Source organism: Agrobacterium sp. GD03872, assembly GCF_029840625.1.
GTDB classification, from domain to species: domain Bacteria; phylum Pseudomonadota; class Alphaproteobacteria; order Rhizobiales; family Rhizobiaceae; genus Agrobacterium; species Agrobacterium fabrum_A.
Genome location: NZ_JAOCCY010000001.1, coordinates 324,078 through 347,908, shown reverse-complemented (window position 1 = coordinate 347,908; position 23,831 = coordinate 324,078). Strand labels below are relative to the sequence as shown.

Annotated in this window: 17 protein-coding genes and 1 tRNA gene; 5 read left to right on the top strand and 13 right to left on the bottom strand. The window is 61.3% G+C overall.

Annotation, left to right across the window (positions count from 1 at the left end):
- Window positions 1-397: 397 nt before the first annotated feature.
- From pbpC to N5D22_RS01550, 6 genes are all read right to left on the bottom strand, one after another.
- Window positions 398-2,476 carry a penicillin-binding protein 1C gene (gene pbpC, locus N5D22_RS01575; protein WP_279655783.1) on the bottom strand — a complete coding sequence of 693 codons (2,079 nt, stop codon included), beginning with the start codon at window positions 2,474-2,476 and terminating at the stop codon, window positions 398-400.
- On the bottom strand, window positions 2,473-7,929 hold the full coding sequence (locus N5D22_RS01570) for an alpha-2-macroglobulin family protein (protein WP_279655782.1): 5,457 nt from the start codon (window positions 7,927-7,929) through the stop codon (window positions 2,473-2,475). Before N5D22_RS01570 ends, pbpC begins: the two co-directional genes overlap by 4 nt.
- Window positions 7,930-8,048: 119 nt before the next feature.
- Window positions 8,049-8,237 (bottom strand): Trm112 family protein, encoded by a 189-nt coding sequence (locus N5D22_RS01565; protein WP_003497541.1) that lies wholly within the window; start codon window positions 8,235-8,237, stop codon window positions 8,049-8,051.
- Window positions 8,238-8,247: 10 nt separating this feature from the next.
- The gene (locus tag N5D22_RS01560) at window positions 8,248-8,919 is read right to left on the bottom strand and encodes an LON peptidase substrate-binding domain-containing protein (RefSeq protein ID WP_279655781.1); all 672 of its coding nucleotides are present in this window, start codon (window positions 8,917-8,919) and stop codon (window positions 8,248-8,250) included.
- A 68-nt stretch (window positions 8,920-8,987) separates the two neighbouring features.
- Window positions 8,988-9,956: a thioredoxin gene (gene trxA / locus N5D22_RS01555; RefSeq protein ID WP_279655780.1), complete on the bottom strand. Its 969-nt coding sequence runs from the start codon at window positions 9,954-9,956 to the stop codon at window positions 8,988-8,990.
- Between the two features lie 53 nt (window positions 9,957-10,009).
- Window positions 10,010-10,519: a prolyl-tRNA synthetase associated domain-containing protein gene (locus N5D22_RS01550; RefSeq protein ID WP_279655779.1), complete on the bottom strand. Its 510-nt coding sequence runs from the start codon at window positions 10,517-10,519 to the stop codon at window positions 10,010-10,012.
- Between the two features lie 255 nt (window positions 10,520-10,774).
- Between N5D22_RS01550 and N5D22_RS01545 the strand changes: the two genes are divergently transcribed.
- Window positions 10,775-10,849, top strand: a tRNA-Gly gene (locus N5D22_RS01545).
- Between the two features lie 417 nt (window positions 10,850-11,266).
- Here N5D22_RS01545 and N5D22_RS01540 read toward each other — a convergent pair.
- The 6 genes from N5D22_RS01540 to N5D22_RS01515 form a co-directional block, all read right to left on the bottom strand.
- A complete protein-coding gene (locus N5D22_RS01540; RefSeq protein WP_279655778.1) occupies window positions 11,267-12,025 on the bottom strand; it encodes a ThuA domain-containing protein in 759 nt (252 codons plus the stop codon).
- Window positions 12,022-13,035 (bottom strand): Gfo/Idh/MocA family oxidoreductase, encoded by a 1,014-nt coding sequence (locus N5D22_RS01535; RefSeq protein ID WP_279655777.1) that lies wholly within the window; start codon window positions 13,033-13,035, stop codon window positions 12,022-12,024. The genes N5D22_RS01540 and N5D22_RS01535 overlap by 4 nt, the downstream gene beginning before the upstream one ends.
- Window positions 13,036-13,048: 13 nt before the next feature.
- Window positions 13,049-14,140 carry an ABC transporter ATP-binding protein gene (locus N5D22_RS01530; RefSeq protein ID WP_279655776.1) on the bottom strand — a complete coding sequence of 364 codons (1,092 nt, stop codon included), beginning with the start codon at window positions 14,138-14,140 and terminating at the stop codon, window positions 13,049-13,051.
- A 5-nt stretch (window positions 14,141-14,145) separates the two neighbouring features.
- Window positions 14,146-15,045: a carbohydrate ABC transporter permease gene (locus N5D22_RS01525; protein ID WP_279655775.1), complete on the bottom strand. Its 900-nt coding sequence runs from the start codon at window positions 15,043-15,045 to the stop codon at window positions 14,146-14,148.
- Window positions 15,045-15,929 (bottom strand): sugar ABC transporter permease, encoded by an 885-nt coding sequence (locus N5D22_RS01520; RefSeq protein ID WP_279655774.1) that lies wholly within the window; start codon window positions 15,927-15,929, stop codon window positions 15,045-15,047. Before N5D22_RS01520 ends, N5D22_RS01525 begins: the two co-directional genes overlap by 1 nt.
- A gap of 127 nt (window positions 15,930-16,056) precedes the next feature.
- On the bottom strand, window positions 16,057-17,349 hold the full coding sequence (locus N5D22_RS01515) for an extracellular solute-binding protein (protein WP_279655773.1): 1,293 nt from the start codon (window positions 17,347-17,349) through the stop codon (window positions 16,057-16,059).
- An 83-nt stretch (window positions 17,350-17,432) separates the two neighbouring features.
- Here N5D22_RS01515 and N5D22_RS01510 point away from each other — a divergent pair, with 83 nt between their 5' ends.
- From N5D22_RS01510 to N5D22_RS01495, 4 genes are all read left to right on the top strand, one after another.
- Window positions 17,433-18,380 carry an AraC family transcriptional regulator gene (locus N5D22_RS01510; RefSeq protein WP_279655772.1) on the top strand — a complete coding sequence of 316 codons (948 nt, stop codon included), beginning with the start codon at window positions 17,433-17,435 and terminating at the stop codon, window positions 18,378-18,380.
- Between the two features lie 385 nt (window positions 18,381-18,765).
- Window positions 18,766-19,200 (top strand): RidA family protein, encoded by a 435-nt coding sequence (locus N5D22_RS01505; protein WP_279655771.1) that lies wholly within the window; start codon window positions 18,766-18,768, stop codon window positions 19,198-19,200.
- 178 nt (window positions 19,201-19,378) lie between these two features.
- Window positions 19,379-20,848 carry an FAD-dependent monooxygenase gene (locus N5D22_RS01500; RefSeq protein WP_279655770.1) on the top strand — a complete coding sequence of 490 codons (1,470 nt, stop codon included), beginning with the start codon at window positions 19,379-19,381 and terminating at the stop codon, window positions 20,846-20,848.
- Window positions 20,849-20,913: 65 nt separating this feature from the next.
- Window positions 20,914-21,732, top strand: a complete 819-nt coding sequence (locus N5D22_RS01495) for an SDR family NAD(P)-dependent oxidoreductase (protein ID WP_279655769.1) — start codon at window positions 20,914-20,916, stop codon at window positions 21,730-21,732.
- Window positions 21,733-21,764: 32 nt separating this feature from the next.
- On the opposite strand, the gene N5D22_RS01490 is transcribed toward N5D22_RS01495, so the two are convergent.
- A complete protein-coding gene (locus tag N5D22_RS01490) occupies window positions 21,765-23,828 on the bottom strand; it encodes a 3-hydroxyacyl-CoA dehydrogenase NAD-binding domain-containing protein (protein ID WP_279655768.1) in 2,064 nt (687 codons plus the stop codon).
- Window positions 23,829-23,831: the final 3 nt, after the last annotated feature.

The following is a 23,831-nucleotide window of genomic DNA, read 5'->3' as shown; positions in this document are numbered from 1 at the left end:
TCCGCCTCAAGCGAGGTCATGTCCTTTCGATCAGCCGAAACGGCAGCACTGTTTGCGCGCAGCTTGAGTGCCGCGCTCGTCTCTCCCATGCGGCCGGCATTTTCCGGCTGCAGTTTCAACATAACGGGATGAAACAGGATTCGCAACAAAAATTGCAGAATTTTTATACAGCAATAAAATTTCCAAAATTCTATTCGCAGACCTGGGGCCATTATCCACCCGGAAGATGGGCGAAGGATTGCCAGGACCCGGATGCCTACGGCTTCGCGGGCCGCACCGGGCGACTAGAGCGTTATCGCATTTCCGGACGGAAAACCGGGAGCCACTTCTTCTCGAAATGCTCCATGTTCCTTTTGGGGAAGAGCCGATGAAAGCGGCGTCGGCATGCCGCAGAAACTCACTCGACGAAAACCCGCACGCTCGAAGCGCGGCCATCGGCATCGATCACCGTGAGGGTGGAAAACCCCTGCCCTTCCGGTCGCCACTCGCTGTTGCGGCGATGGGAAGCGTCCGGCAGAGGCCGGCCATTGGCGAGCCAGCGGAACGGTGCCCGTCCACCCTGCAGCTTCAGCACCAGCGGTGAAATGCCCGACTGGCCGGAAAGCTCCACCCGCGCGCCCTCAGGTGGGTAAACGATGCGGGGAGCGCTTTCCCGTCTCGACGCCGAAAGCAGGCCGCTGGCCGTCGTGGCGAAACGCCGCTGGTTGGCGGGAAGGTCGCTCACCGCGACACGCGCAACACCGGAGGGCGCGGCCGGCATCGGCGTGATCGCCACGCCGGATTTTGCGAAAGCCTCGAACAGGATCGGGGCCGCCGTCGCATAACCGGCAATGCCCGGCACCGCGCCATTATCGGCCCGGCCGACCCAGACACCGATGACGTGCCGCCCGTCATACCCAACCGACCAGGCATCGCGATAACCATAGCTGGTGCCGGTCTTGTAGGCGATGCCACGCTGCTTCATGCCGAGCGGCGGCAGCACGCCGGAGAGGATATCCGAGACATTCCAGATCGCCGCATCGGAAAACAGCCGGTCGCCATCCAGCCGTTCCGGGGCCGAGCGGATGCCGTCTCCGAGCCGTACGGGATCGCCGCCACCGGCAAGCCCGGCATAAAGCTGCACCAGATCGACCAGAGAAATGCCGGCGCCTCCCAATGCGATGGCAAGCCCCGGCGCTTCATTGGCGGGAAGCACGAGCCGGACGCCCGCCCGCCGGAACCGCACCATCAGCGCCGATGGGCTGACCGCATCGAGCAGCTTGACGGCGGGCACGTTGAGTGACAGTTGCAGCGCCTGCCTGATGCTGATATCACCCTGATAATGCATGTCGAAATTGCGTGGCCGGTAACCGGAAAAGTCGGCCGGGCGATCCTCGATGATGGTTTCCTGCCCGACAAGACCGTCTTCGAAGGCAAGACCATAGATAAACGGCTTGAGGGTGGAACCCGGCGAGCGAACGGCCCGGCTCATCTCCACGAAACCACGTCTTGCCGTATCGAGATAATCCGCCGAACCGACTTCCGCCAGAATATCCCCGGTCTGCGCATCGGCCAAGACGATGGCGACGGAGACCTTCTCCCCCAACTTTTCCGCCGCGTGGCGGGCGACAGCTTCCATTTCCCGCTGGATCGACAGCTTCAGCGTCGAGCGCGCTTCAGCGACATTCGGAAACTTCGTCCGCGCGGCAACAGCCATATGCGGCGCATAGGACGGAAGATCTCGCCGGTTGGAGGGCACATCCGCAAGCGCCGCCCGCTCCGCCTCCCCTTCACCCACCACCCGCTCGACGGCAAGCCGTTGCAAGACGCGCTCCCGCGCCTGCTTCGCCGCCGCCGGAAAACGGTCCGGGCGGCGCTTTTCCGGCAATTGCGGCAGCGCCACCAGAAGGGCCGCCTCCGCCGTGTCGAGCCGGCCCGGCTCCTTGCCGAACCAGGCGAGGCTTGCGGCTCTGACGCCTTCGAGATTGCCGCCATAGGGCGCGATATTCAGATAGAGATCGAGGATATCAGCCTTGCTTAGCCTTCTTTCGATCTGGAGCGCACGCACGGCCTGCAGTAATTTTGCCGAAAACGACCGGTCGGCGCGCGGCTCGATCAGTCGCGCCACCTGCATGGACAGCGTCGAGGCGCCGGAGACGATCCGGCCGTTGCTGGCCAATTGCCAGGCGGAGCGCAAAAGCGCCCAGGGATCGACGCCGTGATGATCGTAAAAGCGCTGGTCCTCATAGGCCACCAGCATGCGCAGGAACTGTGGGTCAACCTCGGCCGCCGTTGTTTTCAGCCGCCAGCGGCCATCCGCTGTCGAAAAGGCGCGCAGCAGCCGGCCGTCGCGATCCAGCACCTCGAAGGATCGTTGCCGCGCAGCGTCCAGCGGCGGCGGATAGGCCTTGTCCAGCGCATCGAGACCGAAGGCCGCGCCGCCCAAAAGCAACGCGGCCGTCATGATGCCAGCGATGATTGCCCTTTTCCGGCTCATGGGGTTGCCGAGCGCACCTCCATGCGGCCGGTTGCCGTGCGGGCGGCAAATTGCGGCCGGTACATATCCTCGACCGAGGCTGCCGGATGATCATAGGTGCCGGGGGTAACGGCGCGGACCACATAGGCAAGCGCAATTTCCGAACTGTCACCGGCCGAACGGTCGAAGGCCGCCACAAAACGGTCGTAACGGAATTCCGTATGCGCGGCCTCGGTTTCCGGCAGCCAGTCGAAATTCGACAGTTCGGCCGAGTTGACGAGGCTCGGATTGTCGATTTCGAAACCGGAGGGCAAGAGATCCGTCACCAGAATGCGTGACTGCCAGTTATTCTGCGGCGTGATGTTCAGCACCACGACATAACGCTCGTTTTGCGTCACCTCGCTCGGGTTCACCTCCTCGCCATCCATGGAATAATAGGTGCGGGTGATGGTGAAGCCCTCGCCGCCAGCGGCAAGCGGCTGTGCCGGCGGCGCCACCGTGGTGACAACAGCCGTGACCGGATCGGCCGACGCATTGGCGATCTTCAGCGGTGCGGCAAGCAGCTCATCGCCGCTCATCCGCTTGCCGAAACCACCGGTCTGCAAATCGCCGTTCACATCTAGACGGATATCCTTGTCCTCGCCTTTCACGGCGCGGGCGGCCAGCAGCATCCATGCCTGTTCCTGGGTGCTGGTATAGGGCTTCTTTTCCCATTCCTTCGCCACCGCACCGGCAAGCTGCGGCACGACGGCCGGAACCGGCCGGCTTTCCGCCGCAAGCGCCAGTGTCGCCGCACCGTCGCGCAGCGCAGAGCCATAATCTGCCCGCGCAAGGCTGACATTGGTGGCGCGGCTTGCCATATCGAGCGAAGCGCCGAACACGGTCTTCGAGCGGGCCTGATCGCCATAAAGCGAAAGGGCGGCGGCAACCTGCGCCTTGGCCAGCGGCGTCGGGAAATCGGCCAGCGCCGTATCCGCGTAATATCTGAGATCGTTGATCGCCGCCTTGCGGTTGCGCGCCAGCACATAAAGCGAATAGGCGATCTCGTTGCCGCGATCCTTGACATTGCTGTCATAGGAAAGACCGTTCTGCAGGTTGTTCAACGCCTGCACCATCGCCGCTTCGGGCACATCGTAATTCTGTTCGCGGGCGCGGGTCAGGAAGTCGCTGATATAGGCGTCCAGCCACAGATCGCCGTAACCCGGGGACCAGAGGCCGAAACTGCCCGAACTCGACTGGAAGGACAGCACGCGGTAGATCGCCTCCTGCACCCGCTTGCGGGTATCGGGGTCTTCGGCCATGCCGCTGTCCTTTGTCAGTTCCGAGACATAAAGCAGCGGCAAGGCACGGCTCGTCGTCTGTTCGGCGCAGCCGTAAGGATATTTGTCCAGCATCATCACCAGCGCCGGAATATCGAAAGCGGGCGAGCGCGTGACGTTGACCGCGACGGAGGAGCCGAGCAGCATGCTGTCGGCCAGAAGATCGCCATTGATCGTCAGGCTGCTGTTCGGCGCAATCTTGATTTCGCGTCGCGTCGTGACGGGCAGAACAGCCGGACGCACGGGAATATTCAAGACCTGCTCCAGCGAGACACCGGCGGCGTTGGACACCTTAATGGTGATTGCACCATTGCCGGGCTGTTCGCCCGTTAAAGGAACCGTCAGCGAAGATTTTCCGCCCTTTTGCAGCGCAAGGGTCTGCGACATCTCGCCTTGATCAACCGTCAAGGCCGTATTGCTGGTCACGTCCAGCCGGTAATCGCCGGCCTCACCATCCGTATTGGCGATATCGAGCCGCAATTGCGAGACATCGCCGGGGGCGAGGAATTTCGGTGCACTGGCCGTGACCACGACAGGATCGCGGATGACGGCATCGGAGACCGCATGGCCCACACCCGTTTTCGTCCAGGCCACCGCCATGATGCGCGCCGTGCCGTTGAACTGCGGAATATCGAAGCTCACCGTCGCCTTGCCGTTAGCGTCGAGTTCGACCGGACCGGCAAAGAAGGCCACCAGCTTTTCGGTGGGCGGGCTGCCCTGAAGGGCCGCCCCGCCGCCGTCACCGCCGGTGCGCAGCCGGCCAGTGGCGCCGAGCGAGCCGTCGATCAGTCGGCCATAGAGGTCGCGGATTTCCAGCCCCAGCCGGCGCTGGCCGAAATACCATTCATCCGGTTTCGGCGGCTCATAGCGGGTGAGGTTCAGGATGCCGACATCCACGGCCGCAACGATGGCATAGGCCTTTTCGCCGACACCAGCGCCGGCAACCGTGATCGGAATTTCAAGCGGCTGGCGCGGCAGCGTCTTCTGCGGTGCGCCGAGTGTGACGGCAAGCTTGCGCTCGGCCGGATCGACGGCAAGCCATTTGATACCGATGGCGCGCATCGGCATGCGGCTTTCCTGCGCGTCGCCGGGTCGGAACAGCGTGGCGGTGACATAAGCGCCCGCACCCCATTCCTCGGTGACGGGAATGTCGATCTCGCCGCCATCCTCGCCGATCTCGGCATTCTGCACGGCAATCAGCTTTTCCGAGCCGGACGTAACCATCAGTTCGCCGGCAAAACGTGAGGAAACCTTGAGTTTGGCCGTATCGCCGATCTTGTAGCTCTGTTTGTCGAGCGCGATTTCCAGCGCATCCGGCGTTTCCGTCGAGCTTGCCTCGACATAAAAACCGGCATCGAACTCTACGCTGGAAACCGGTGCGCCGTTACCCGCGCTCTCCACTTCCAGCCGGTAGCGGCCCCAGGTGACAGGCACGGAAATCTCGCCGCCATTGGCATCGACCGAAAGCGTGCCCGCTTCCTGCTGCCTGGTATATTCCACCGGCTCATAACGCCAGGAATTGCCCTGACGATACCATTGATAGTTACGCTCGACCTTGATGAGCTTCCAGTTGAGGCCGCTCATCGCTTGTCTGGCGCCATCGGCGCTGACGCCGATGATGTGGAAACGACCGACGGAATTCTGAGCGAGATCGCCGGAAAACTGCGGCTTGATGCCTATGACAGAGGCTTCCGCCTTGATGGGCAGCGTCAACGAGCGTTCCACGGCGCGGCCGCCGGCCTCGCGCATGCGCACGGTGATGTTGGCGGAGAGAAGCTGCGTGCTAGAAGGCAGATCGGTGAGATCGACATTAAAGCTCGCCTTGCCCTCTTCATCCAGCGCCGGCAGGTCGGAAAGCGTCGTGCGGTTTTCCTCTTCGCTTTCCTCATCGGCCAGACCGAAGAAATAACCTTCAAAATCGGCGCTGGTGCGCGTCGGTTTGATGGCGACTTCGCCTTCCAGCGTCAGGCCGGCTGCAGGCGCGCCATAGAGATAGCGGCCATCGACATCGATTGCCGTTTCCGCGTCAGGGTCGATCTGTTTTGCCTTGCTGGAAAGATCGAACTCGGTGCGGTCAGGCACGAAATCGTCGACGAGGAAGCTCTTTTCGCTGATCGCAGGCGTTTTCGGGTCGGTATGGATGCGCAATGTCCAGGTGCCGCGCATGGCATTTGCCTGCAACGGCAGATCGACCGCATGGCCGCCCAGCGCCTTGCCATCGCTGACGAAGCGGCGGTCCTCGACGCCATCAGGGCGCGAGAAGATGAAGGTGAGCGGCAGATCCTCGATTGCCTTGCCGTCGACATCGCGGGCAAGCGCTGCAGCATGCACGGTCTCGCCGGCGCGGTAGATGCCGCGTTCGGTCCAGCTGAACACATCGATGGCGCCGGGGGCTGCACGTCCCGTCACGCCGCGGTCCGAGAGGTCGAAGCCGGCGCGTGTCATGTCGAGGAAAACATAATCCTTGTCGCCGTTTCGCGCCGTCAGGATTGCGGGCGCCTGCGCCGCGGTGCCGCGCATCAGGCCGGCGGAAAACACCGCTCGGCCGTCCGCATCGGTCTTCGCGGTGCCGAGCACCTCGTTGTTCTTGGCGAGCAGCTGCAAATCCACGTCCGCAAGCGGCTTGGCGCTGCCAAGGGCCCGGACAAAGACATTGAGACCGTCGGTTCCGGCATAGGTGGTGATGCCGGTATCCGACACCAGGAACCATTGCGTGGCGCGCGAATCCCAGGTTTCCGGCGTGGTGCCCGGCGGCACGGCGGTCAGCACATAGATACCGGGCTTGCGCTCCGGCAGCGCCTCATCCACCGGGAAGCTCGTCACCACATCCTTGTTGAGATCGGGCTGGATCTCGATCGAGCCCTGCCAGACGAGTTCGCCGATCTCGTTTTCGATACGATCGGCATTGTAGCCGTCCATCTGCGTCAGGAACTGCGAGTTTGAAAGAAGCGAGGTGATGTTGCGGTCACCGACGCGATAGAGCTTCAGATCGGCCTTGTCGGCATTGACAGAGACAATCGGAATGCCACGGCGCGCCGTGCCCGGCAGTACGAAATTTTCGCCGGTGAAGCGCACGCTGGCGGCGCGGTCACGCACATAGATATCGAGATCGACCTGTTTTTCCAGCGGCTCGTCCACCGAAGACGGCAGGCCGGTGCGAAACGCGATCTTGTAACGCTGGCCATGGGTCAGGCCTTCGACGCAAATCTCGCTGCCCTTCGCTTCGATGGCCTTGGGGGCTGCCCCATCCAGCGTGATGAAGGAGGAATAATCGACGCCATTCTTCACCAGAGGCTCGGAAAACTGCACGCAGGCGCGCGGGCTGACGCTGTCCGTATCCACCGTATTGTTGATGACGCGGAAACCCTGACGGGCGCGCAGGTCGGCATAGGTCGCCTTGGTCTGCGCATCATCGGTGAGCGCGAGGCTCTCCTTATAGGCATTGAGTGCTGCGCGATAATTCTGGGTTCGTTCGAAAGCCTTCGCCAGCCGGTTCAGGGCCTCGGTGCGGGCGCTGACCGTGCGGCTCAGCTGATATGCATTGATGGCGGCAGACGCGGCCTGCCCGGCAATCGAATAATTATCGGTGACCTGCGCCGCCTTTTCCGACAGTTCCGCCCAGAGCGCGCCGTCGTCAGGTGTAATCGCGAGCGCCTGTTTATAGGTGGTCACCGCATCGGGAATATTGCCTGCGGCTGCCTGCTGCCGCGCGGTCTGCACAAGCGTTTGCACGCCCTGTCCGCCCTCGCCGTCACTGGCCGCAAGGCCGGATTTCAGCCGCCGCGCTTCCTGCTGCAGGCTGTCAGTGACGAAGGACAGGCGCTGCGGCGCGCCGATATCGGCTTCCGCGGCGACTTCCACGATCTTGCCCGCAACGGCGCCCGGGAAGGCGTTCAGCTGATTGAAATCCGATTTGAGGAAGCACCATTTCACCTTGGGATTGTAGGTAAAGGCCTTGCAGGCGGCATCGCCGACACAAATCTCACCGCATTGCTCCAGCGAGACATTCTGTTCCGTCCTGAGATCGAAGCCGAAATAGTCGCCATTTTGGGTGGTAACGACCTTGCGGGAGGGCTCCGCCGCCATGGCTGGCGGAAAAATGAGGGCGGTTGAGACCGCAACCAGCGAAATCCGGACGAGCGCGCGCAACGACATCAGTATTCTCCCCGCATCAGACGTGTCGGGCGGGACTCTGGTCAAATCCACGCATGGTTGTCAACGCATCTTCGTCAATTCGCGGCATGCAATGCGGGAAGGCGGGGAAACCGGGAAGGCTAGTCTTCTATCTTGCGCGCTTCGGAAATCAGCATGATCGGCACCCCGTCACGGATCGGATAGGCAAGCCTCGCGCTTTCGGAAATGAGTTCATTGCGGGCCCGATCATAGGAAAGACGCCCCTTCGTCAGGGGGCAGACCAAAAGCTCCAGGAGCTTCGGATCGACATTGCTCATCCTGTCGTCCATGGCGGCGATCCTATTGCAGCACGGTCCCGCCCTCGCCCGACCCCTGGGCGAGAAGGATCTCGGTGATGGCGATCAGTGTTTCGGCCCGCGTCTTCAGATCAGGCGCCTCCAGGAGCGCCTGTTTTTCGGCGGGGCCGAAGGGTGACATCATGGAAAGCGAATTGACAAGCACGCGGTTGCCCGCCCGTTCCACGCTCTCCCAATCCGCCTCCAGCTGGTTGGCATCGAGAAAGGAGCGGAAGACGCGCAGCAGGTTCTCGCGGTCCACCGCCTCCTCGTCATATTCGCCCGAGAGATCGGCGATGAAAGGCGCATGCCGGAAGCTGCGATAGGGGTTATCGGCCTCCACCTCTTCCAGCAGGCGGAAGCGGCAGACCCCGGTGAGCGAGATGATGTAGCGGCCATCGCCCGTTTCGGAAAAGGAGGTGATGCGGCCGAGACATCCGACCGCGCTCAGTGGTCCGCCTTCAAGCCCTGACTCGATGACGTGAAGAGCCGGCTGCACCATGCCGATGAGACGGTGGCCGGCCAGCGCCGTGTCGATCATGGCAAGATATCGCGGCTCGAAAATGTTGAGCGGAAGATGGCCTTCCGGCAGAAGCAGGGCGCCCGGCAATGGAAAGACGGGCACGGTTTCCGGCAGGTCGTCATTCTTCACATATCTTGCATTTCCGACATGCATGGGATCAAGCCCCCTGTTCACTGCTGCCCGGCCGGTGGCTCAGCCGCCACGGCCGGGATATGCCCGCATTACGAAAACAGTATCGACGAAAGCTTCCGGCGGCCGGCGACGGTCGCCGGGTCCTTGAAGCCCCAGGCCTCGAAAAATTCCAGAAGCTGGCGGCGCGCGCCATCATCGTCGAAGGTGCGGTCCTTGCGCATGATGTAGAGCAGATGGTCCGCCGCCTCATCGCGCCGCCCCTGTGCGTTCAGCACCTTGGCGAGTTTCACCCGCGCCTCGTGATGGTCGGGATTTTGCGCGAGATCGTGCTCGAGTGCGACGGGATCGCCGATCTTGCGAGCTTCCTCATATTGCGCGATCTTTTTCGAAACGAGCTGAATGCCCGCATCTTCGCCAAGCTCCGCAGGCAGGGACGCGAGCAATTCGCTTGCCCGCTCATATTGCCCGGCGGCGATCATGCATTCGGCAATGCCGGCAACCGCGGCCGGGTTTTCCGGATCGGCCTGCATGACGGCGCCGAAAAGCTGCGCTGCACCATTAAAATCGCCATCAGCCAGAAGCTGTTTCGCCTCCACCAGAACGGCTTCGATCTCGGCCTTGGGATCGCCCGCATCGGGTCCGGCGATCTTGTCGATGAACTGCCTGATCTGGCTTTCCGGCACAGCGCCCATGAAGCCATCCACCGGTCGGCCATCGGCAAAGGCGACGATTGCCGGAATGGACTGGATGCCCAGCTGGCCGGGGATTGAGGGATGATCGTCAATATTCAGCTTCACGAGCTTCACACGGCCATTCGCCTCGTTGATGACCTTTTCGAGCACGGGCGTCAGCTGCTTGCACGGGCCGCACCACGGCGCCCAGAAATCCACCAGAACCGGCTGGCGGCGCGATTCCTCAAGCACATCCTTGGAAAATCCGGCCGTGGTGGTGTCCTTGATGTGGCCGGAGGCCGCACCGTTCAGCTCGCCATTGTAATGCGCGCTCGCGGACATCTGTCCGCCATAGGAACCGCCGTAAGGATTATTGTCGCCGCTCATGCCGGTCTCCCGTAATCTCTGTCATGTGTCTCAGTTGAAGCAAAGATCGTATCTCACTCGCTGACTTTCAAGACAAGCGGCGCATGTCCGGTCGCCTCGAGAAAGCGAATGAGATCCCCAGATGCGATCGTCGTCGTCTGGTCGTTGGAAAGCGGGTGGGCGTTGACCAGCTCGTTTTTCAGGAGATCACTGTCGAGCACGAAGGTGACCTGCCTGTCCGTGTCGTTGATGGCCCCGAAGACTGTGACCGATCCCGGCACGACGCCCAGATATTCCAGCATTTTTTCCGGCCTGCCAAAGGAGACGCGGCTGGCCGCACCAATGGTCTTGTGCACGCTTTTCAGATCGACGACCGCGCTTTCCTCAACAGTCAGAACGAAATACTGATCCTTCTTGTCCTTTACAAAGAGGTTCTTTGTATGGCCGCCGGGGACGAGATCGCGCAGCCACAGGGACTCCGCGACGGTAAATACCGGCTCGTGCTGTTTCGTACTGTGAGAAATGCCGAGCCCGTCGAGAAATTCGAACAGCTCCGCTGCCGTCTTCTGAGAATTTTCCGCCATGGTCCTGCCGCCCGTCTCCGCCGATTCCATTGTCATTGTTTCCTGATTAAGCGGGCAACCGGCGCTTGGCAACGCAGGAAAAAACAGCAAAGTGAAAAATTCTCAATCATTTCCGCCGCTTGTCGCATTTCTCAAAGAAATCTTCGCGTTTTTGTCATTTCCCTGTTGCATTCCAAAATCGATTGAGCGATATAGCGCCCGTCGCTGCTTCAGCGGCCCACGGTTCAGCGAACTACCCCGGACCGGTGGATTTGAGCGGGTGTAGCTCAGGGGTAGAGCACAACCTTGCCAAGGTTGGGGTCGAGGGTTCAAATCCCTTCGCCCGCTCCAGTTTTCCAAATAAAATCAACTTTTTATCGGCCAGACTCATCTTCTCCGCCTTGCTTGCGGGACAAAATGCCATCGCATGCCACACAAGCTGCAGCATATCGGGTTCGTGTCATGCAGCCTTTAGGGATGAGATAAGGGCGCTGGCGACCGATCCGGCGACAAGCCGGATTGTTCATTTGCAGGTTCGTTGATTACCGGTGTATCTGCGGCCGGGCAAACCCGCCCGACGGGGTGTTGGCGATGCTCGCCATTACCACCCCGCACCCCAACATTCTCACCTCTCGGACCATTCTCCAGTTGCACCTTATGGGAGCCGGGACACGCCAGCTGCCACGCTGCGTCAGACAGGAAAATCAGATAGCCACCGACTGCAATTGCTTCTGCGGCATGCGGCGACGCCCGAGAACGAGGCGGACGTCATGGCTCCCCCTGCCCGCTCCGGATCATTTCAAGTGGAACGGGGCGATGCCTGTTGATCATGCGGGTCCCATCTTCGTGCGGCGCTGCGCACCAACGGGCGGCATTGGAGAGGACCCGGTGGATTTCCGGCATGAAATAGATCGGGAAGCTTTCGTGACCGGGGCTGAAATAAAAGATGCGTCCACGCCCCCGGTGATAGCAGCAACCCGATCGGAAAACCTCTCCGCCTTCAACCCAGCTGACAAAAACCAGATGGTCAGGCTGGGGAATATCGAAAGGTTCGCCATACATTTCCGACTGGGGAATGACGATGGATTCAGGCAAACCCGCCGCGATGGGATGCGCAGGGTCGACAATCCACACCCGCTCACGCTCGCCGCCTTCATGCTCCCGCCAGCTCAGATTGCATGAAGTGCCCATGAGCCGCCCGAACAGCTTCGAATGATGCCCCGAATGCAGGACGACGAGGCCCATGCCGTCGAGAACCCGCTTCTGTATCCGGGTAACGAGCTCGTCGGGCACTTCCTTGTGGACGACGTGGCCCCACCAGAACAACACGTCGGTTTCAGCCAGAACCTCATCGGTCAGGCCGAAGTCCGGATCAAAGAAGGTGGCCGTTCTGATCTCGAAATCCTCCGCCGCTATTCCGCTGGCGATGGCGCCATGTATGCCCTCCGGATAAACGGCCCGGATTTCGGGCTGCTTGGTTTCATGCCAGTTCTCGTTCCATATCGTGATGCGGATTGGTCTCGTCATGTCAGGTCTCCCGGCCTGGTTTGCAGCATCAGGCGCTCGCTGCCCTGTTGCGAAGATTGTTTGATGAGGTCCCACAGCTCTGCCAGATGCAGGCTGCGCTCGGCGGTGGAAGGGTTGGCGCGGCGGCCCGCGCAGGTCTCAGCGAAGATTTCCAGGACCGCGTTCAGGTCCTCCCCCGCGGTTTCGCGTGTGGATATCTGCCCCTGGCGCAATTCCGACCATTTGCCCCAGATATCGACGCGTAGAATGGCCTTTTCGTAAAAGAGCGTCAGGCAGGATTCGCAGCCGGGGATGGTGTCGCCGCAGAAAGTCAGGTTTACGGTCGTTCCATTGTCCAGTCTGGCGAAAACGCCGCCGGTCAGTTCAAAGTCGCGGCCGCGATTATCGAGGCTTGCGGAAACGCTCCGATAGCCAAGTCCGGTCATCTGCAGGACGGCGTTGAAAAGATGCGAACCGGTGTCGAAGATGAAGCCACCGCCGGAAAGGGCCGGCACCTGCTTCCAGCTGGCGCCATAGCGGCTCTGCCAATTCTCCCAGACCTCGCCGTGAATCGCCAGCAGCGCCCCGAATTCACCGCCATCAGCCCGTTCGCGCATGCGCCGCAGGAGCGGCGAGAGTGAGGACTGGTAAGCCACGACGACCTGACGGCCGGCGCGCTCGCGGGCATCCAGAATTTCGCGCGCTTCCTGCGCATTGAGCGACATCGGTTTTTCGAGGAGCAGATGCAGCCCGTGCTCCAGCGCCGCCTTGGCATAGCCGGCGTGGAAGGCATGCGGTGTCGAGATATATATGGCGTCGAGATTTGCCGCTTCCGAGGCCAGCAGCGCGTCAGCCGTTTCATAGACCTTCGGCTCGCCACCCTGACGGACGATCTCGACAAAACGTTCGACCGAAGCGGGGCTGGTATCGGTCAAGGCGACGAAGGTGGGGGCGAGCGGACTTTTCACCCATGCTCGCGCATAGCCAGCGGCCTTCAGGCCACAGCCAATAACTCCGAGTTTCAGAGGCATGTTTTCTCCGTGTCTAGTGATTTCGAACGCGCTGGATCGCTCGACCGGATTGGTCGAAGAGATGGCACGCGAAGTGGTTGATCTTCAAGGGGACGGGTTCCCCGGTTCCGATCCGATGATCGCCGACAATTCTGGCGATCGCCGGAGCTCCACCTGTTTTGAAGGAGATGTAGGTCTCCATGCCGAGACGTTCCGACAGGAGGGTTTCGGCGGTAAAGTCCGCATCCGCAGCGCCTGTCAGAGAGAGGTCTTCCGGACGAAGCCCAAGTTGCAGGCTGCGCCCGGGAACAAGTTCCTTGAACCCCTCCAGGTGCACCCTCCATCCGTCGGCGGTCAGTACGGTCGCAATGGTGTCGTTCACAGCTTCGACATGCGCGGGAAACACGTTCATCCGGGGGGAACCGATGAACTGGGCCACGAAGAGATTATCCGGCCGCTTGTAGAGTGCGATCGGATGATCCGCCTGCTGCACCTCGCCGTCCTTGAGGACGACAATTCGGTCGGCGAGCGTCATCGCTTCCACCTGATCGTGGGTGACGTAGATGATGGTGGACCCCGTCGTGCGGTGCAGCTCCTGCAGCTCGGCACGCATCTGCACCCGCAATGCAGCATCCAGATTGGAAAGCGGCTCATCAAACAGGATCACCTTGGGTTCCTTGATGATTGCCCTTCCGATCGCCACCCGCTGACGCTGACCGCCGGACAATGCCTGCGGTTTGCGATCGAGCAGCGCGCTCAGCTGGAGTTTCTCGGCCACCGCGTCGACTTTCCGCTTGATATCGGCCTTGTCGACACCCTTCAGATCGAGCGAAAAGCCGATATTTTCCGCCACCGTCATGTGCGGATAAAGCGCGTAGGACTGGAAAACCATCGCAAGTCCCCGCTTGTCCGGCGAGACATCGTTCATGCGCTCGCCATCGAGGCGGAACTCACCGCCGCTGATCGATTCCAGGCCAGCGATCATGCGCAGCAGCGTGGACTTGCCGCAGCCGGAAGGGCCGACAAAGACGGCGAATTCGCCTTGCCTGATTGAGATGTCCACACCTTTGATGATCTCGAGTGCGCCGAAGCTTTTGCGGATTTTACTGAGGGTAATGGAAGACATCGATGTTATCCCTTCAATCCGCCGCCGAAGGTCTGAACCAGAAAGCGCCGTGCGAAGGCAAAGGCGATGACGGCGGGGACGGTGTAGATGGTTGCGATCGCGGCCAGGAGGCCGTAGTCGATCTCGCTGGTGCGTAGAAAGGCGCTGTAGATGCCAAGCGGCAGCATCCGCAGTTCCGGCGACGAGATGAAGGTCAGCGGCAGAAGGAAGTCCCCCCAGGCGGCGATGAAGGCGAAGAGGCCCGATGCGGCGAGGCCCGGCATCGCAAGCGGAATAAGCACGCGGCGCAGGCGCTGCGCGAAGGTCGCGCCGTCCATGATCGCCGCCTCCTCGTATTCCCGCGGGACCGTGTCGAAAAAGGTCTTCATGATCCAGAGCGCCAGCGGCAAATGCATCGTCGCCATCAGCACGATCAGCCCCAGATAACCGTCGATGAAGCCGACGATACGCATCGTCGCCCGGAAATATTCCGGATCGACAATCGGGCGGACAACACTTGCGATGAGCTGATTACCGCCCAGCATGACCTTGTAGAGCGGAACGATAAGCGCGGTCGTCGGGAGGACCCGGATGAGTATGATCGAATAGAGGAACGGCCTTTTCCACCAGGCCTGCGTTCTCGAAAGGGCATAACCACCGAAGCCCGCGAGCAAGAGAACGAGCACGGTCGAAAGGCCGCAAACGATAAGGGAATTCATCAGCCATCGCAGCCCGTCCTGTTCCAGAAATACCCGGAAGACGTTGGCAAGGCTGAACTGCTCGGGCACCTTCAGGAACAGCGTCGCATCCGCGTCGAAGGCGGCCATGAGAAGCCAGACGAAGGGCATTATGCAATAAAGGCTGATGACAAGGAGGAGCCCATAGCGGCTCGCAGTCGCCTTTGCGGTCTCTGTGCGCTGAGCCATCAGACTTCCACCTTCAGCGCGCGGACATAAACCATCCCGATCACCAGCGAGAACGCCAGCACCACCACGGCGACGGCCGAGCCGTAACCGAGCTGATAGGCGTTGAACGACTGATTGTAGATGTAGATGCCGATGATCTCAGTCGCCCCCGCCGGCCCGCCCCGGGTCAGCGCGAAAACAAGCCCGAAAATTCCTATGGTGGAGACCGTGGAAACGAGCAGGTAAAGGAAAACGGTCGGGACAAGCAGGGGCAGCGTGATGCGCCTGAATATCTGGCTGGCGCTGGCGCCGTCCATCCAGGCCGCCTCATAGAGTTCGTCGGAGATCGCGCTGAGGCCTGATGTCATCAGGATCATCGCAAAGCCTATGCCGCGCCAGATGTTGACGATGACGATCATCGTCAGCGGAAAGGTCGTCAGCCAGCGTTGCGGATCGATACCGAACCAGGCGACAATGTTGTTGAGCGTACCGTATTCCCCGGCCGCCAGCATCGATGCCCACATCAGGGCCGCAACGACTTCCGGCACCGCGTTGGGCATCAGGATGATGGCGTTGATCAAGGGTCTCAGTGCGAAACGCCGACGCAGCAGCATGGCGGAGAGGAGACCGAGCACAAGCTGGCCAAGCACGGCCGAGAACAGCACGAACCAGAAGGTGATGGCCAGCGACCGCCAGAAGTTGCCGTCGGCAAGAAGCCTGGAATAATTCGCCAGTCCGATAAAGCGGGGGTTCATGGCGGCCGGCCCTGTCAGAGCCGCGTTGGTCAGGCTGGTATAGATCGCAACGAAGGCGGGATAGATGACAAAGGCTGTCAATAGCAATACGGAAGGCAGGATGAGCCATCGGTTGCGCCATGCCTCCCGGTGTCTGAAGCTCTCGGACATGTTTCACTCGTCTTTCATGGAAGATGTGGCAGGTCAGCCGCTGACGCGGCAGTCCGCGAAGCGAACCGTTTCGTTCAAGGAAAACCGGGGCGCTTACCGTACCCCGGTCTCCGCATAGTCGGTGGACTTACTTCACCACATCGTCGCCAAGCGTCGCCTTGACGTAATCGACGAGGATTTTCTGGGCGCCGGCCGCATCGGCGCTTCCGAGCAGCAGCGCCTCCGTGGCCCGACCGACGCCCTCCATAACCGTCGAGAAGCCCGGTGCGCTTTTCAGATAGGCGCCGCGATCGAGGTCTTTCATCAGCGGCACGAGCGCGGTCAACTTCTGGAAATCCGCATCGTCCACCGCATCCTTGCGCGAGGGCAGATTGCCCTCGTTCGCGGCGTAGCTGACCATGAGCTTGACCGAGCCCATGGCTTTGAGCACTTTCTTCGCGGCGTCCGGATCGGAAGCGGAAGCGTTGACCGCCCAGGGATGGCTGAGATCCACCATGACATGCTGGCCACCATCTTTACCGGGAACCGACCACGTACCCACGGTCTTGGTGACATCGGGGATCGGGTTCTTGCTCTTCGGACCCCAGTCGAAGATGTAACACCAGGAACCGCAGCTCGTTATCAACAGCTTGCCGGCGGGAAACATCTCGTATTTCGGGATGACCCAGGGCTCGGGACCAAGCAGCGGATCGACCGGCAGCAGCTTGTTCGTCACCATCTGCTCATAAAAGCCAAACACCTCACCGACCCCCTTGCCGGTCAGATCGAGTTTCCCATCGGCGGTCGCAAGCTGCGGTGTCGAGCTGCCGGCGATCAGGAGCCTGAAACTCTCGACGAAAGAGCCCGAGCCCCAGGTTACTCCCATCGGCAGCATCAGCGAGTAACTGCCCGTCTTCGCCTTCGCGTCGATCGAACGCTGCAGGAGGTCGTTCCAATCCTTGGGCTGTTCCGTCGATATGCCCGCCTTTTCCAGAATGTCGCGACGGAAAAAGAGCTGCTGCACCGACAGCATGGTCGGCATCACATAGATTTTGCCATCGTCGAACGTGGCGGCCTTTTTGGTGATATCGTAGAAGCTGTTATAGGCATCCGACGCCTTCACCTCTTCGGTGACGTCCTGCAGATATCCTGCCGTCGCGAAATCGACGACCTGGCTGATGCTCGGCAGGGAAAACACGTCGGGGCCGGCCCCGGCGGCGATCTCGGTCAGCAATTTTGAAACATATTCACGATCTGGGCCTGGATATTCGACGAGTTCAATGTCGACGCCGGTCTGTTTTTCAATGTCCGGAATCACGGCTTTCAAGGCATCGATCCTTGCCTGCCGGTGTTCCGCAATTGTGACGGTTGCGGCAAAGGCCGAAGTGCCGACGGCACTCAATGCCAGGACACAACTCGCCCACAAAACTTTCTGCAGCATTTGCGTTCTCCTCCCTTGGCAATTGCTCAAAACGCCCCTCCCTGGAGCCGCCTCTCCCCGGCGGCCGACTCAACAGTCGCGACTTGACAATCATTGATAATGTTATCCAGATACTCCCGGATTTCTTGGTGAGTTTTGATAATTTTGTGGGATTATTTGACTTGAAGAAACGATTCACAATCAGCCTGGGAGCCAAGATCGGTCCAAGCGAAGCCTTCCATGTCAACCGGCCCTGGATCGAGCGCACGCCGCCCCCGGTTCTTCATGATCACGACTTCTACGAATGTTTCTGGATCGTTACCGGCAGCTGTTCGCATTTCATCAATGGAGCCGTCGAGCGCGTCGAAACCGGTGGGCTGATGTTTGTCCGCCCGCCGGACCGCCATGCGTTCCAGAACACCGAAGAAGCTCCCTGCCGAATGGTGAACGTCGCATTCAGCCAGGAGACCGCAGCGCATCTTCTTGATCGCTACGCAGGCGAGCTGACAGGGCGATATTTCTGGACGAATGGCCGAATGCCGGCCGCATTCCGGCTGAATGCGGCAAAGCTCAGGGAATTATCCGCTTTGGAACATATCCTTGATCGCGGAAACAGATCGCTTGCACGTATCGAATGTTTCCTGCTTGCACTGATGACCGATCTGCTGACCGATGTTGCGGATATAGCGCCCGCGGAGGCTCCGGACTGGATGACCCGCGCCTGCGACGCGATCTCGGATCCGCAAGCATTGCGGTGTGGCGTGCCGGCGCTCATCCGGTTTTCCGGGCGCAGCCATGAACATGTTTCGCGTACATTCCGCCGGCTGCTGGGCCAGACGCCGTCCGCTTATGTCAACACCGTCAGAATGGACCATGCCGCCCGCCAGCTGGCGACGTCGAACACGCCGATCTCGGAGATCGCGCTCGACTGCGGGATCGATGACCTCAGTCATTTCTACCGGCTCTTCCGGCAAGTCCACGGCATCAGCCCGATGCGATACCGCCGCAAGGTACATGTCGATCTTGTGCACCCGCAAGATGCAGCGCTCTGAGGGCATGGAGGCCGGCCGGAGAGGACGGGCCAGCACCATACCGACCGGCGCTTGACTCAACAGGACCCGGGAGCGGACCATGAAAGCGGCGGTTTTCGGGGCGTCCTCAGCGGAAACCGAGACTTTACCGAATCCAGGAACGGGAAACCATCACCCCCCCAGGCAAGGTCGGACTATCGGCCCAAATGGCCGGCTCTCGATATCTTTTGGCAGTGTGGCGCGAACCTGTCGCCGGCAACGGTGCTATCCATCTTTCCGAACGCTTCAGCCGCGCTCTTCGACCGGTCGATGCTGCTGAACAGCCGTGCGCAACTGCACATCGCCAACGGTAGTCTGGCCTCCGCGGAGCCCGGAGGACGGACCCTGTCATGCAAGGATTCAAGTGATGAATTTTAACCCTTTGACGATCGCACCTCCCCTCAATGACGCTTATGCGCAGATATCGATCGCGCCCTCCGGGCCATTGGCCTTTATCGCCGGGCAGGTTGCTATTGACCGAGCAGGGCAGCTTGTCGGCCCGAATGACCATGCCCTGCAGGCAGCCCAGTGCTTTCGTAACATCGCAGATGTCTTGAAGGCGCTCAACGCTCATCCATTCCAGATGGTGCGAATGACCATCAACGTCGTCGGGCACCGCGACGAACTGGTTGAGCCGATCTTCGCCGCGGGACAGGAAGTCTTTGGCGATCACTGGCCGGTCTGCGCCAGTATTTTTCTGGGAGTCCAAGCCCTTGGCCACTCGGATTGGCTGATCGAGGTGGATGCCATCGTCGCTCTGAAAAAGCGCCCCGAAGCCGGCCCTCAAACGGTTGACGTCTGAAATCCCAAGCCGCCTGCGGCGTTTCCATCCGCTGAATTCGCCGGTCGCGGCGCGGTGGCAGCCCGGCTCGGCTGGTGCCGGAGCCTTTCGCCCGGAGAGTGGACCTCAGCCACAGGGCCTCCGGCGGAATATTGCAGATCAAACACACGAATATCCAAAAATTGCCAGGAGTGAAAACATGGTTGAAAAGCGTGACGTTATTGTCGTCGGCGGCGGGCCGGTGGGCCTGTGGATTTCCTGCGAGCTGCGGTTGGCAGGCCTTTCGGTCGTCGTGCTTGAACGTCGAAATGAACGCATCAATCAGTCACGCGCGCTGACCATCCACGGCCGTTCAGTCGAGATGTTTTCCCTGCGAGGACTGGAAGAGCGATTCATCAGGACCGGCATACCAATCCCGACTGGCCATTACGCCGTCCTCGATACACGTCTTGGCTTCGACTTCATCGACAGCAAGTTTCCCTACACGCTCTTTCTTCCACAGGACGCGACAGAGGCAATCCTTGAGCAGCGCGCGCTCGAACTGGGCGTCGAAGTCGTTCGCGGCGCGACCGTGGACAAGGTGGACATCGAAGAAGACGCGGTGTCTGTACACGCCGAAGGTAAGGATGGGCCGCTGGCATATACCGGCTCATATGTGATCGGCGCGGACGGTACGCGTAGTCTTGTGCGCCAGTCCGCCGGCATCGCTTTCGAGGGCCAGCCGGCAAGCGGAATGTGGTTCATGGGCGATGTCGTGCTCGGCGATCCGCCGAAGGTTCCAGTCCTGAGCGAATTCAACATGGCCGGCTGCGCGATGATTGCTCCGCTCGGTGACGGTCGGCACTGGCGGATTGTCTTGAACGAGGCTGAGGATCGGGGAAAGACACGCGCCGACCCCGTGACATTGGAGGAGTTGAAAACGGCCACCAGAAACATTCTCGGAAGCGACCTGGGCGCCCGCGATCCCCTGTGGCTTTCACGGTTCGACAACGAAACCCGTCTCGCCGCTCATTATCGCAAGGGTCGCGCCTTCCTTGCGGGAGACGCAGCCCATATCCACCTGCCCGCCGGCGGACAGGGGATGAATGTGGGGTTGCAGGATGCCATGAACCTTGGGTGGAAGCTCGCGATGGTTATGAAGGGCGAAGCCCCTGAAACACTCCTCGATAGTTATGAACAGGAGCGCCGGCCCATCGGTCTTTATCTGCATGATACGACCATGGCGCAGGCAGCCCTGATCACCGCCTTTTCTCCCCACGGGCTCGCTCTCCGCGGGGTGATGAACGACATGCTTAAGGTTCCGGCAATCAACCAGTATTTTGCGCTTCAGGTATCGGGCTTCGGGGTCCATTATCCGCTCCCGCTTCCCGGCGATGTAATGGAGCCCGCCGGGGGCCTTACCGGAACCCGTATCCGGGATGTCGAACTGCATCTTGAAAACGGGGTGAAGACCACGCTTTTCTCACTTCTTTCGGATGGCAGATGGTTGAGCCTGTCGCTTGACGCCGTATCCCGGGCGTCCGTGCCGTCCTGGGTCCCCGCACATGCGATCGTCACGGCGACCGGTCGGCCGGCGGAACCGATGCCGACGCTGGAGCGTCTGGCGGCGATCACTTTGCGGCCAGATGGCTATGTGGCCGGTTTCGTTGAACGGAGAACCCTTCGCTAGACAGCAGGATTGGTTTGGAGAGCAGCGGTTGCTCACCGCGGCGTCATTATAAGGATCATGAAATCATGAACGAAAAAATCTGGTTCATCACCGGAGCTTCACGGGGCCTCGGGTATGTATGGGCGCAAGCAGCCCTTGCGCGGGGCGACAAGGTCGCGGCCTGCGTCAGAAACAAGGCGGCCCTCGCAAGCCTCATTGAGACATATGGGTCCGCCCTCCTGCCGATCGAGCTCGACGTCCGCAGCCAGGGAGATGTCAAGGCGGCCGTGGATATTGCCGTAGCGACATTCGGACGCCTCGATGTCGTTATCAGCAATGCCGGCTACGCCGTCTTTGGAACCATCGAAGAAACCGGCGAGGACAATGCACGCGCGCAGTTCGATGCGAATTTCTTCGGTACACTCTGGGTTATTCAGGCTGCCGTGCCCCATCTGCGCAACCAAGGCGGAGGGCATATCCTCATAACCTCCAGCCTTGCGGGCATCATCACGTTTCCGACCGCAGGTGTCTACAACGCCAGCAAATGGGCGGTGGAGGGGCTTGGGGAAACTCTGGCCTCCGAAGTCGCCGAGTTCGGGATCAAGGTAACGCTGATAGAACCGGGCGGATACGATACCGACTGGCGGGGAAATTCCTCCGTTCATCTCGTACAGATGAAAGAATATAACGGGCTTCGCGATCGCCTGAGGACAGCAACTGCGTCGCGCAAGCTGGGAAACCCGGCAGCAACCGCCGGCGCCGTTCTGAGCGTCGTCGACGCCGCATCACCTCCGCTCCGCCTCTTTCTGGGAGAAGCGCCTCTCGGCATCGTACGGAAGCAATATGTTGACCGACTTGCCACCTGGGAGGCCTGGGCAGATGTTTCGAGGGGCGCTCAGGGCTGACGCAGCACAGCAGGACGCCGCGAGCTTGCCCGCTAACGATGGTTTGTCGGCCAAATGACATTGGTTTCCGCCGCCCGGCGAAGGCCATCGCATGGCGGCTCCGCAAGGCCCTCCGCTGACAGGCGGTCGAGCAGGGCCGCCACCTCGCCAATGCCTCGTTCCCCGGCATAATGCATCGGCCCGCCGCGCCATCGCGGAAAGCCGTAACCATGGATCTTGACGAGATCGATGTCGGCGGAGCGCAGGGCGATATGCTCCTCCAGAATACGCATCGCCTCGTTGACCATCGGTAAAATGATCGCGTCCGCAATCGACGCCTCGTCCCAAGCCCGTGGGCACCGGCCGGCCATTTCTTCGGCAATGATCGCCGCCACGGTTTCAGACGGCTTCGGCGCGCGGTCGCCCGACTGGTAATCATACCAGCCGCCGCCGGATTTCTGGCCGAAACGCTCAATGGCGCAGAGCCGGTCCGCCACAGGCGCAAAAGGCGTTTCACCGCGCGCGCGCGCTGCCCTGCGCTGGAAGGCGGCAATGTCGAGACCACCGAGATCCTGCGCCTCGAAAGGGCCCATCGGCAGGCCGAAGGCGCGCATGGCGGCATCGATCGCCGAAGGCGTTGCGCCGGAGAGCAGCAACCGTTCGGCCTGCGCCCGCGTCACCTTCAGGATACGGTTACCGATGAAGCCATCGCAGATGCCGGCGCGAACCGGGATCTTGCCGAGCAGGCGGGCGAGCGCGAAGCCGGTTGCGAGAGCCTCCGGCGCCGTCGCCGCTGCCGGCACGATCTCCAGCAGCTTCATGACGTGGGCAGGGCTGAAGAAATGCAGGCCGAGGAAACGTTCGGGGTGCCTTAGGCCCTCGCTGATGGCGTTGGGATCGAGATAGGAGGTGTTTGTCGCCAGCACCGCATCCGGCCGGCAGACATCGGAGAGTTTTTCAAAGACCGCGCGCTTCACGGCGAGGTCTTCGAATACTGCCTCGATGACGAGATCGGTGTCGGCAAGCAGGCCATAGTCATCGCTGCCGATGACACCGGCCATGCGCTCGTCCGCAGCGTCCTGCGTGATACGGCCGCGTTTCACCGAACCTTCGAAGATGGCGCGGATATTCGCAAGGCCGCGCCCGACCGCCGCCGTATCCCGCTCGACGAGAACGACCGGCAGGCCTGCGTCAAGCAGCGCCGCGGCAATGCCTGCCCCCATGGTGCCGCCACCGATGACGGCTGCCGAGCGAAGGTCGCGCGCCGCGATGCCGGATAGCTCAGGCGGACGTGGCGCAGCCCGCTCAGCGAAAAACACGTGGCGCAGCGCGGCTGCCTGCGAAGAACCGCGCAGCTCCATGAAGGTTTCCCGCTCGAAGGCCATGGCCTCGGCGAACTCGGTTTCGCTCGCCCTGCGGATGGAGGTGAATGCGCGCAGCGGCGCAACTTCGCGCTTCGCCCTGGCAGCCACGGCTTTTTCGGCGCTTTCCCAAAAACCGGTTTCGGCGGCCGGCACGGAACGGCCGGAGATGGGCTGCGGAAGAGGCTTCTCAGCGACACTCTTGGCAAAGGCAATCGCACCTGCGCGAAGGTCACCGTCGATCACGGCATCGATGAGGCCCAAGTCTTTTGCTCTATTCGCCCCGACCGGGCTGCCGCTCGTCGCCAGATCGATGGCGGCAGCGGCGCCGATCAGGCGCGGCAGGCGCACCGTGCCGCCGGCGCCGGGAATGATGCCGAGCTTGACTTCAGGCAGGCCGAGACTGGCGGTGGAAAGCGCCAGCCGATAGGCGCAGCCGAGCGCCACTTCGAGACCGCCGCCAAGCGCGCTGCCATGGATCGCCGCGACCCAGGGCTTTTTCGCGTTTTCAATGCTCGCCACCACATCCGGCAGATGCGGCGGCAACGGCGGCTTGCCGAACTCGCTGACGTCAGCCCCGGCGATGAAGGTGCGGCCGGCGCAGAGCAGCACGACGACTTTCACGCCCGCATCCGCGTCCAGCTCCGCCACCGTGTCGACCAGCGCCTGGCGAAGCGCCTGCGACAGCGCGTTGACGGGCGGATTGTCGACTGTGACGATTGCGATGGCGTCTTCGCGGGCGATGGTAACGGTCATTGT